The 11,056-nt window shown below is 66.4% G+C and carries 8 protein-coding genes and 1 pseudogene; 6 read left to right on the plus strand and 3 right to left on the minus strand.

From position 1 onward, the window contains the following. A partial coding sequence (locus C882_RS22365) for a multicopper oxidase domain-containing protein (protein ID WP_009542971.1) occupies positions 1 to 207 on the plus strand: 207 nt, incomplete at its 5' end. 74 nt (positions 208 to 281) lie between these two features. Next, positions 282 to 1,016, plus strand: coding sequence for a DUF4396 domain-containing protein (locus tag C882_RS22370; RefSeq protein ID WP_009542972.1), 735 nt, complete (start codon positions 282 to 284; stop codon positions 1,014 to 1,016). A gap of 198 nt (positions 1,017 to 1,214) precedes the next feature. Here C882_RS22370 and C882_RS22375 read toward each other — a convergent pair. From C882_RS22375 to C882_RS23730, 3 genes and pseudogenes are all read right to left on the minus strand, one after another. Further along, positions 1,215 to 2,201, minus strand: a pseudogene (locus C882_RS22375) (IS3 family transposase). Between the two features lie 189 nt (positions 2,202 to 2,390). Then, positions 2,391 to 2,765: a response regulator gene (locus C882_RS22385; RefSeq protein WP_043647293.1), complete on the minus strand. Its 375-nt coding sequence runs from the start codon at positions 2,763 to 2,765 to the stop codon at positions 2,391 to 2,393. A gap of 27 nt (positions 2,766 to 2,792) precedes the next feature. Continuing rightward, positions 2,793 to 4,517 (minus strand): PAS domain-containing protein, encoded by a 1,725-nt coding sequence (locus C882_RS23730; RefSeq protein ID WP_009542976.1) that lies wholly within the window; start codon positions 4,515 to 4,517, stop codon positions 2,793 to 2,795. Positions 4,518 to 4,913: 396 nt separating this feature from the next. On the opposite strand from C882_RS23730, the gene C882_RS24285 reads away from it, so the two are divergent. The 4 genes from C882_RS24285 to C882_RS22415 all read left to right on the plus strand — a co-directional run. Beyond that, positions 4,914 to 5,780 (plus strand): DNA-binding protein, encoded by an 867-nt coding sequence (locus C882_RS24285; RefSeq protein WP_083876163.1) that lies wholly within the window; start codon positions 4,914 to 4,916, stop codon positions 5,778 to 5,780. Positions 5,781 to 6,189: 409 nt separating this feature from the next. Further along, positions 6,190 to 6,369 (plus strand): hypothetical protein, encoded by a 180-nt coding sequence (locus C882_RS22405; RefSeq protein ID WP_009542979.1) that lies wholly within the window; start codon positions 6,190 to 6,192, stop codon positions 6,367 to 6,369. A 275-nt stretch (positions 6,370 to 6,644) separates the two neighbouring features. Continuing rightward, positions 6,645 to 9,284 carry a DNA cytosine methyltransferase gene (locus C882_RS22410; protein ID WP_043647298.1) on the plus strand — a complete coding sequence of 880 codons (2,640 nt, stop codon included), beginning with the start codon at positions 6,645 to 6,647 and terminating at the stop codon, positions 9,282 to 9,284. A 117-nt stretch (positions 9,285 to 9,401) separates the two neighbouring features. Then, positions 9,402 to 11,056, plus strand: a 1,655-nt coding sequence (locus tag C882_RS22415) for a recombinase family protein (RefSeq protein WP_043647300.1), incomplete at its 3' end; no start/stop codon positions are given.

Raw genomic sequence — 11,056 nt, forward strand, 5'->3', positions numbered from 1 at the left:
ATGCACCTGCACGGCCACCACTTCCGCATCGTCGAGCGCAACGGCCGGCCGGTTCCGGACGCCCCCTGGCGCGACGCCGAACTGATGGGCAGCGGCGAAACCATGCGCATCGCCTTCGTGGCGGAGGAACCGGGGAAATGGCTGCTCCACTGTCACATGCTGGAGCACTCCGCCGGCGGCATGATGACATGGCTGCGGGTGACGTGACCGCCCCTCGCTGAACTGTTTGAGAGCGTCAGCGCCTCCTCCGGCGTTCCGGCCCCGGACAAAGGAGGAGACGCATGATTCCCGCCTGGATGCACTGGTTGTCGATCGTTTCGCTCGTCATCGCTTTTGCCTGCGCGATTTGGATCGCCATCGACGTCAAGCGCCACCCGCAGCACATGGGCATCATGAACGTGGTGTGGCCCGTGACCGCCCTGTTCGGAAGCGTCGCCGCCGTCTGGGCCTACTACAAGTGGGGCCGGCTGGCGACGCACGAAAAAGCGCACGCCGCCATGCAGAACGACGAAACGCCACCCCACAAGCGCCTGACGCCTTTTCCGGTCATGGTCGGCAAGGGCACGACGCACTGCGGCTCGGGCTGCACGCTAGGCGACATCTGCGCCGAATGGCTGGCGTGGCTGTTTCCGGTGATCGCGACGTGGTTCGGCTGGAAGATGATCTTCGCCGAGAAGGTCTTCGCCGTCTTCATCATCGACTACATCCTGGCCTTCGGCTTCGGCGTGCTGTTCCAGTACCTGACCATCAAGCCCATGCGCGGCCTGTCCCCCGGCCAGGGCCTTATCCAGGCGGTGAAGGCCGACGTGCTGTCGCTTACGGCATGGCAGGTGGGCATGTACGGCTTCATGATCGTCGCCCACTTCTGGATCTTCGCGCAGATTTTCAACACCAAGCTCCACGTCGCCAGCGTCGAGTTCTGGTTCATGATGCAGATCGCCATGTGGTTCGGCTTCGCGACCAGCTACCCCGTCAACTGGTGGCTGATCCGCAAGGGCATCAAGGAGAAGATGTAGAGCCCCCTCCTCGGCGGCCTCTCAGTGCGGTAATACCTTCCGCGCGACGACTTTACCTGTCGCCTTGACGGTGATCTCGTAGGCATCTTTCGACACGACACCCTGAACCTGCGCCGGTCGATAGCAGACGACGTTGGTTCCTGAGCCGCTCCCCGACCTTGGACCACCCGAGGGAGAAAATCTCGGGTTAGAAACGCCTCAGGGCAGGCGCGCCTGCCCTGAGGCGTTTGCCAGTTCGACCGGCGGTCTGTGGCCGATCGCGCTGTGCGGCCGGACGGTGTTGTAGTCCTGCCGCCACGCCTCACATTTTGACTGTGCATCCTCCAGGCTCAGGAACCAATAAGCATTCAGGCACTCGGCCCGGAACGAGCCGTTGAAGCTCTCGACGAAGGCGTTGTCCGTCGGCTTGCCGGGCCTGCTGAAGTCCAGCGTGACGCCGTTGCTCCAGGCCCACAGGTCGAGGTCCTTCGACACGAACTCGGGGCCGTTTTCGACCCGGATCTCCTTGGGCATCCCGTGAACCGCCGTGACGCGCTCCAGCGTCTCGACGACGTCGATGCCACGGTAGGTGTGGCGCACGTCGATCGCCGGGCACAGCCGGCTGTAGGCATCGACGATCGTCAGGAGGCGGATGCGGCGGCCGTCGAACAACTGGTCGACCATGAAGTCCATCGCCCACACCTTGTTGGGCGCGGCCGCCACCGGGCGCGTCTCACGCTGCTTGGCGGCGACCTTGCGCTTCGGCGCCCTGGCCCGCAGTTGCAGCCCTTCCAGCCTGTACAGACGATGGACACGCTTGAGGTTCACGCCCCAGCCCTCCCGTTGCAGCAGGATGTGGATGCGCCGGTAGTCTTAATCCGCACGCGGGTCTCCGCGATCTCGCGGATGCGTTTGCGGAGGTCGGCCTGCGCGCAGGCCCTAGAGCTTTCGCTTGATAACGTCCTGGAGCATCTCCTTGTCGAGCGCCAGGTCGGCGACGATGCGCTTGAGGCGGCCGTTCTCCTCCTTAAGCTGGCGCAGCCGCTTCATCTCCGACGGCATCAGGCCGCCGTACTTCTTGCGCCAGCGGTAGTAGGTCTGCACCGATATCCCGGCCTTGCGGCAGACCTCTTCAACCGCCGTGCCCTCCTCGGCCTGGCGCAGGATGAACGCAATCTGCGCCTCGCTGAAGTTCGACCTCTTCATCGTCGTCTCCCGGTTGCTCGTCGTCCACGGTAAGCGAGAATTTTCTCACCTCAAGTGGTCCAGGAAACCGGGAGGACGTCACCTCTGACAGCCCCCACTCGTCCGCGATGTTAAGGAATGCCTTGGGGCCCGGCCCGCTCAGCCGGCGCGTTTCCGCCCGTGAAACAGTAGCGGGATCAATCGAGTAAGTCACCCGTCGCTCCCCCCCCTCAACGCCCTGAACACGGATTCCAACTGCCGCCGATCGACAGGCTTGTCGATCCGGGGCGCGTCCCGCAACTCCGGTTCCGTCAGTTGCTGGGCCGTGTAGCCGGTGACGAGAACGAACGGCACGCCAGCCTCCAACAGCACCCGGGCAACGGGCGTCACCCTTTCATCGCCGACGTTCACATCAAGAAGCGCCACGTCCGGCATCTCACTCGCCAGGCGCGCCAAGGCCCGCTGGACCGTGGGGAACGGGCCCATCACCCGATGTCCCATGTCTTCCAAACCCGATTCAAGCTCCACCGCGAGGAGCATCTCGTCCTCCACGACGAGAACATGAAGGGCCTCGTCCTCAGTCATATCAAGGCGCTCTTGTATCCGCCGCGATCATGTCGGGCGAAACGTCGCCCGCAACCGCAGTCCATTCGGAGCGAAATCGAGGGCGACCTCGCCGCCCAGTTCGTAGTCGAAAATCCGGTTGATCAGGCGCGTGCCGAAACCGCCTTCCGGCGTCGCGTGCACCGCTGGTCCGCCGCTTTCCGACCACTCCATATGGACGGTTGGCTCAGCCTCTTGGTTCACGGCTTTCCACGACAGGTGAATCTGCCCTTCCGGCGTCGAGAGCGCGCCGTATTTCGCCGCGTTGGTCGCAAGCTCATGCAGCACGAGGCTCAAGGACAGCGCCCGCTTGGGCGCGACCTTCACCGGCGGACCATCGATCGTGACGCTGTCGGTCGTGGTGATGGCGTAGGCCTTCAGGGCGGCCCTGGCCAGTTCATCCAGCGGCACGCTGCGCCACTCGCCCTCGAACACCAGGTTGTGTGCCCGCACAAGCGCGTCGAGGCGGCCCAGGAAGATGTCCCGGAACTCGGCCGCCGTCCGCCGGCCGTTGCCCTGCATGGCGATGGCGCGGATGACGGCGAACATGTTCTTGACCCGGTGGTTCAACTCCGCGAGCAGCAGGTCCCGCTGATCCTCCGCCTGGACCCGTTCCGTGATGTCGAGAACGAACTCGACCGTTTCGTGTTCGCTCAAGCGTCGCGGCGCGAAAAGGCCCCACCAGCGGGAGCCGTCCTTCCGGATGTACTGCTTGACGTATGGCGTCGCGAGACCGTGCTCCCTGATCTGGGCGACCGCGTTCTCCGATGCCGCGTAGAACTCCGGCGGTGTCAGATCCGCCCAGTGCAGCCCGGCGATCTCGCCGCGGTCGTAGCCGCTCATGCGGAAAAAGGCGTCGTTGCAATCGACGATGCGGATTTCTTGGTCCCAGAAGATCATCCCGACGGTTTCGATGTCCATGGCCTTGCGGAAGCGCTGCTCGCTGCGCTGCCGCTCGGTCATGTCCTCGATCGCCACCAGGATCAGCTGAAGGTGGTCGACCCGCCGGGCGTTGAGCAGCATGACCCGATGGCCGATGTCCTCGAAATCGTGCTCCACCCCGAAGTCGTTGAAAGAGTCATTGTCCGGCAGCACGTTTTCCAGCAACTCGCGGAGGCGCGGGATGTTCCACTGGCCGTTGCCCAGTTCGTAGACCAGACGCCCCTCCGCCTGATCGCGCTCCACCTTGAACGTCTCGTAGAAGGTTTCATTGGCGGAGTGGACGCGCAGGTCCGTATCGAGCACCAGGAGGGCCTCGCGCGACGCGTCGATGACCTTGTCGCTGAATTCCTTCTGTGCTTCGAGTTGCTTCCTTGCGTGCTCGCGTTCCGTGATGTCGTCGATGGCGACGAGGATGCGCTCGGGGCGCCCCGGCCGCTCCATGCGCCGTGCCGACAGCAGCATGGTGCGGCGGCCGATCTCGGGGAACGCGTGCTCCACGCGGAAATCCGCGACCTCACGCTGCTCCGGGAGGATCTGTTCGAGAAGATCGCGGAGCCGGGGGATGTTCCACTGGCCGTTGCCGATGTCGTAGAGCCGCTGCCCCTCGGTCTCGGCCGGGCTGCTGCGGAACGTGCGATAGAAGGCGGGGTTCGCCGTCTCGACCGTCAGGTCTCCGCCCAGCACCAGAAGTGGCTGGGACACCGTGCGGACGATGGCCTCAGCATAGGCGCGGGCCTCTTCCTCCACGTTCCCGTGCAAGCGGTGATCGTTAGTCGGATCGGGTTCGGCCATCTTGCAGTCTCGTCGGTTATTGCCGCGGTCAGCCGGCCACAGCCGGCCGGAAATCTTCGTTTGCTAAAGGCAAACAGGCGCCAAGTGAGCGTGCGCCGATCTCAAGGCGATAAGGCCGCTAGTCTTTGCTGCGATCAGCTTCTGGTCAATGCAGCATGGCAGCGGGTCATCCTGCGGCGCAAGACCGGCGATCGGACAATGGACCGACAGCCGTAAACCATCGTGTCCAACGACGCGCGAGCGGGGACCACTGCGCCATTCGCCTGCTGTCCAGGAAGCAGCCTTATCGGACACCATTGAGATCCCCCCGATCGGAACTTCCTCGAACGAGGAAAAGCCGATATTCTCACCTGCACATAAGTTTGTTTGTTTGTTTGCTCGCGCAGGAGAACACAGATGGGCCGCCCTCCGAAGTTCCCCCGAGACGTCATCATCCGCGCCGCCGAGGCCTTGGCCGCCGAAGGCGAGGAGGTGGGCCCATTCCGCGTGCAGCAGCGCCTTGGCGGCGGGCGCCTAGACCGGATCGAAAGCATCCTGAAGAGCTGGCGCCGCGACCGGCTGCAGCGGCCTCATGCCGGTGCGGGATGCCCTGCCTCTGTGACCAATGCAGCCAAGGCGGCGGCGGAGAAAGCCGCCGCCTTGGTCACGGACGCGCTCGCGGATGTCTGGTCGGAGGCGCTGAAGGCCGCCCGCGCCGAAGTGGCTGACGAACATGCCCAACTGCAACGGCGGCTGGAGGGTCTCGAACAGGAGATCGAACGCGCGGTCGCTGCCGTCACCCAGGCGGAGCGAGCGGCCGAGCAGGCGCAACAGGCCGCCATCGAGGCGCATCAGGCGCGGGAAGCGGCACTCCGCACAGCCGCAGAAGACGCAGCGACGGCCGAACCATGTCGTCAGGCCGCCGAGCGCACCTACCATCTACATGCCGATGAAGCGGAAGCACGGCGCGCTGCGGAGCGGGCGCTCCGAAAAGAACAACAACGCGCCGCGACGGCAGATAAAGTCGCGCAGCAAGCCGGCGATAAACGCGACGCGGCCCTGGCGGCTCTCCGGAGCACGCAGGACCGGGCGGACGCGGCGGAAGTGGCCGCGCGAGAGGCCCAGGCGCATCTTCGTGAAGAAGCCGCGGCGCGCGCGGATGCCGACGCGCATGCGCGGCAGACGGTCGCGCTCATGAACGCGAGGATCGAGAAGCTCCTGACCCACCTGCCAGCCGCGTCGGCGGAATCTGGCGTAGATCCCGAAGCTCCTGACGCGCCGTAGCCCCACCCTGCACGGCATCTTGCCGGTGCATCAGGCCGAGGAACGCGCCGAGGTGACCAACATGTCGCTCGGCGGCCCGCCAACACGTCCGTCGTCCAGCTAACTGGCATCGCGTCAACAGGCGGCGCGGGCGTTGTCGCGCAGAAAAAATGGCTGGGCAAGCGTCGGAAATACGGCGGCAACGGTGACGCAGGGAAAAAATTTCGGGCTTGTTCAGAACAGCAACACGGGGTGCCCGCCATACCCGTAGAGCCCAGCAAAACACTGGTCTGGAGCGACATCGCCGCCCTCGGCAAAGCGGGATCAAAAGGGGAGGCGGGCCACTCCTGTGAGCAAAAAAGTAGCCGACCTGGCGTAGCCTGGAAAATTGGGTGTGCCTAACTTCCATCCACCGATGATGGAGGCACCCGTGACCTACAGCAATCCTCACGCGAATGAGAACGGCTCGGCTGACGACAACGACCCCACGCTCGACCTGATCCGACTGCTGGCGCGCCGCTGCGCCCGGCAGGTGGTCGCGAGAACGAGCGATCATCCGCCGGCGGCCGTCGGTCAGGACAACGACCTGCCCCCGGCGCGGGAAGGCTGAGGCGGAGCAGGACCATGACACGACTCACATGCTCGTTGTTCACCTCGACCTGTCCCGCCCGCCCCCGGCACGACCGGCTCTCGGGCTACAACATCGCCGTCGATCTTGCGGCCGCCTTCCCCATTCCACCACCCCTCCGCCCCCGTGTTCCTGATCAGGGTCCGGCCGTAGCGGCCTGACTCCCAGCGCATCCCCCTGAAACCTCCCGATAATTTCGCCTGGCAGCAAGCGCTGCGGGAACGGGAGAGGTTTGTCTCAAGAAAGAGTAAAATCAAATGAACGAAGTCCAAGAGACGATCGCCTCGCACACCGTCAATACGTCGGCCACGATCCCGGCCGGAGCGGCCGACAGCCGCAGGGCTCCCGCCACCTGTCCACAGGCCATCGTGATCCGCGACAGCGGCGGCGACATGACCGCCGGCCTGCAGGCACTCGGCATCGCCGTGGCGGTCGCGTGCGAGGACTACCGGCCGGCGGCCCGCGAGTACCGGGACAACCACCGCGTCGACCGGGTCATCGACGAGCCCGTCAAGTCACTCGATACCACCATGCTCCCGAAGGTGGCCGTCCTCGCCACCACGGCGGACAGCCGCAGCGGCACGCCGGAGCGGAGGCGCTCGCCCATGCAGCCGCTCATCGACGCGTTCACCCTGTTCCTCCAGCTCTACGCCGAGCATAAGTGCGAGATCATGGTCGCCTGCGGACCGAAGAAGATCCTCGCGCCCCGCAACCGGACGCTGCTGCGGCGGCTCCAGAAAGAAGCCGCCAAGCACGGCCTGGCGCTTCACGTGGTGCGCGCCGAGGGCGCAGACTACGGTCCGCACACGCAGACGCGCGTCGTCCTCGTCGTTGCGCCGGCCGACCGCACGCTGCCGGACCACATCCGTCCCGTCGCCGCCACCCGCAACGCCGGCGACCTGCCGCTGCCTCTCACCCTCCCCAAGCCGGACACACCAACTGCGACGCTGGGCGAGGTCCTCGACGCGCACGCGGCGGAGGATCTGTATCACGACGAGGCGACCACGCAGATGTACCTGTCGCGTGCCACGGCGGGCACCGCTCGGCTGGTCGAAGAGGCCGTGCAGGCGACGAAGGCTGATGGCAGCACCGTCTTCCTGTGCGGGTACAATGCGGGGCGCGCCTTCCGGACCTCCCCGAACCCAAAGCAGTGCCCGCCGATCACCGGCCCCGCCGGCGGCTCGTCGCGGATGGTCGTGCTGGAGATCCGGAGTGGCCGGGTCCGCAGCCGCAAGCTGTCGACCGACGAGTTGAACCGCCTCGGCGGCCGGCCGGAAAACCACGTCGCGCCGAGTTGGTCGCAGACCTACCGCAGCACGTCGGAAGGCACCATCCGACCAATGTTCACGGACGTGCTGACGCACGTGGTCCTGCCGCTGCTAGGCCGTGGCCCGGCTCCCGACGGGGAACCGGAGAAGAGGACCGGAAGGCCGGCTCCGAAGAGCGGTCGCCGGGGCCGCCGCGGCACTTCACCATCGGCTCCGCGCAAGCCCGGCCAGGGGCGTGCACATGCCCTGGCGACCTGTGCGCGACTGACCGTCCAGCAGCACATCGACGTGCTGCTCGGCCGCGACGGCCGTGCCGACAACGAGAACGGGCCCGTCGCCGTGCCGGCTTTGCCGGACGCTGTCGATCGCGGTGCGGTGGGGGCGGCCTCGGCCGCCCTGCACGCAGTACCCTTCGCGCTGCTGCGCTTCGCCGGGATCGCCGCGCCCATCGGGCTTGTTGAAGGCTTCTGCGGGGTCGGCGATGCTCATGCCGCGGCCAAGGGAGCCGCCGCCGCGTATGCGTGCGCGTTGGCTGTCGACATCGACGCCGAAAAGGGCGAGGCCTACACCGCGCGCCACGGCGACGGCATCTTCGTCTGCCGCGACATCCGCGGCGTGAAAGCCGCTGACATCCCTCGGGATGTCGATGTTGTCTGGGTCAGCCCGTGCTGCCAGAGCTACAGCAGCGCGGGCAAGAAGACGGGCCGGGACGACGTGCGTGGCGAGCTTCTCTTCGAGGCCATCCGCATCATGCGGGAGCTCAAAGAAGACGGCCGCCCGCCACGCGTCGTCATCATCGAGAACGTCGACCGGCTGTTGCACGCCAACAACCGCACGACAGCGGCGGCGCTGCTGCGGGACGGGATCGACTGCGGCTACTTTGGCAGCGCGATGATCGTCAACGCCGAAAAGTGGTCGGCGCAGAACCGCCGGCGCGCGTTCGTCACGTTCATCCGCAACGACCAGGACATCCCGGCGGGGATCACCGGCACGCCGAGCCGGCACTGGCACGGCAATCCGGTTCGCGACACGTACGACGCGCTGCCCGCGGACTACCAGCAGTCCATGGTGTGGCTGCAGATGCCGACGCCCAAAGGCCCTCGGCCGAGCCTCCGGTCCATCCTGGACACCGATGTGCCGGACCGCTACTGGCGATCCAAAGCGTGGATCAGGAAATACATCGAGGGGAACCTTAAAGGCCTCAGCAAGGCGCGCTACTCGGCGCTCAGGGAGGAGAGCCGCAAGAAGCGCTGCGTCATCGTCCGCCCGCTCGCGCGGCGCGGCCGCGGCCCCGAGGTGACGGCCTACACGGACAAGGCGCTGTGTCTCAGCGGCTACGGGGGCGGCTCCTCGCAGCAGATGATTCTCGTCTTCGACAACGGCACCGTGCGCGCCCGCAAGTACACGCCGCGCGAGCTCAACCGCCTGATGGAGCGCGAGCGCGTCATCGAACTGGCGAGCTACAACAAGACGTACAAAGCCTCTTGCGACGGCCTTGTCGTCCCCGTCGTCACGCACATCTTCGACACCATCGTCACGCCGGTTGTCCTCGGCAACCGGGTGATGGAGGCGCTGCGGCAAGAGGCCGCCGGGCACGCGTCCGGGACGCTCCGCCGCCTTTCCGCCTGATCGCAGCCACGGGCGGCACCGCCGTCAACCGCCGCCGCGCGCCATCCGGCCGCGCCGGCGGTTGACGCCGCGCCCCTTCACGCCAACGATACCCCCGTTCCCACAAGAGGAAATGAAATGCGCACAGCGATCTATGCACGCTACAGCAGCGACTTGCAGAACGACACCTCCATCGCCGACCAGACCGCGCTGTGCGAACGGTACGTCGCCGCCCACGGCGGCTCGGTCGTGAAGGTTTACACCGACCGCGCCATCTCCGGCGCCTCAATCCACAAGCGCCCCGGCCTGCAGGCCCTGATGGCGGATGCCGCCTCCGGGCGGTTCGACGTCGTCGTCACCGAGAGCATCAGCCGCCTGAGCCGCAGCCTCACCGACGGGTCGGCGCTGTTCGACCAGTTGTCCTTTCACGGCATCGACCTGCACACCACCGCTCAGGGTCGCCAGAATGCCGTCCTCGTCGGCATCATGGCCACGATGGCGCAGGCGCAGCTCGCCGACATCGCGGCGATGACCCGGCGGGCCCAGAGCGGCCTTGTGCGGGAGGGCCGCATTGCCGGCGGTCTCGCCTACGGGTATCAAGTGAAGGTGGACGCGAGCGGTACCGGCGGCCACCGGGAGATCGTGCCGGAGGAGGCCGAGGTGGTGAGGCGCATCTTTCAGATGTACGCAAGCGGCATGAGCCCGCGTCAGATCGCCCACCGCCTGAACGAGGAGAGCATTCCGGGCCCGCGCGGCCGTGCGTGGAACGACACCACGATCCGCGGCCAGCGCGAGCGCGGCACCGGCCTCCTCAACAACACGGTCTACATTGGCCAGATCGTCTGGAGCCGCACCACCTACCGGAAGGACCCCAAGACGGGCAACCGCGTGTGTCGTGTCCTCCCCGAGGACCAGTGGGTACGCCAGGACGTCCCAGACCTGCGCATCATCGATGACGACCTGTGGAACCGGGTGAAGGCGCGCCAGACCAAGACCAGCTTCGCGATCGCCCGCACCGAAAGCGGCGTCGCGCTGAACCGGGCCCACCGCCGCAAGCACCTCCTGTCGGGCCTGCTGGTCTGCGAGGACTGTGGCGGCGCCTATGTAATCATGGCAAAGGACCGCTACGGCTGCAACACGCACCGGACCAAGGGGACCTGCGGCAACAGCAAGACCCTCGCCCGCCATGAGGCCGAGCGCCGCATCCTGGAGGCCCTGGAGACCAAGCTCGTCACCGAGGACCATTTCTCCGCCTTCGTCACCGCCTTCCGCAAGGAGGCCGACCGCGAGGCGGCCAAGCTCAGCGAGACGCGCACGTCCGCTGAGCGCGACCTCAAGGCCGTGGAAAAGAAGCTCGGCAACCTCATGGCGGCCATCGAGGACGGTCTCGCGACCGCCTCGACCAAGGAGCGGCTGCTCGCCCTGGAGGCCGAGCGCGCCCGCCTGCGGGAGACGATCGCCGAGCAGCCGGAGACGGCCGCGCCGGCGCAGACTCCCGGCGACCTGTCGGCGCTCTACCGCCGGCAGATCGGCGGCCTCAAGGCCCTCCTCGACGACCCGGACTTCCGCAGCGAGGCCATCGGCATCGTGCAGGGGCTGATCGAGCGCATCGAAGTCGGCCCCAACGGCAATGCCGGCGGTGCGAAGCTGACCGTCCATGGCGAGATGGCGCGCATCGTGGCAGCCCTAGGTTGTGCGAAAAGCACAAAAAAAGGCACAGGGCAAAAACTTGCCTCTGTGCCTCAAATGTCGGTGGTTGCGGGGGCAGGATTTGAACCTGCGACCTTCAGGTT

The sequence above is a fragment of the Caenispirillum salinarum AK4 genome (genome assembly GCF_000315795.1).
Classification (GTDB): domain Bacteria; phylum Pseudomonadota; class Alphaproteobacteria; order Rhodospirillales; family Rhodospirillaceae; genus Caenispirillum; species Caenispirillum salinarum.

What these genes read in the sequence shown, in the direction of transcription:
- C882_RS22370 (WP_009542972.1), top strand. Translation starts at nt 282, where the DNA reads ATGATTCCCGCCTGGATGCACTGGTTGTCGATCGTTTCGCTCGTCATC.
- C882_RS22385 (WP_043647293.1), bottom strand. Translation starts at nt 2,765, where the DNA reads ATGACTGAGGACGAGGCCCTTCATGTTCTCGTCGTGGAGGACGAGATG.
- C882_RS23730 (WP_009542976.1), bottom strand. Translation starts at nt 4,517, where the DNA reads ATGGCCGAACCCGATCCGACTAACGATCACCGCTTGCACGGGAACGTG.
- C882_RS24285 (WP_083876163.1), top strand. Translation starts at nt 4,914, where the DNA reads ATGGGCCGCCCTCCGAAGTTCCCCCGAGACGTCATCATCCGCGCCGCC.
- C882_RS22410 (WP_043647298.1), top strand. Translation starts at nt 6,645, where the DNA reads ATGAACGAAGTCCAAGAGACGATCGCCTCGCACACCGTCAATACGTCG.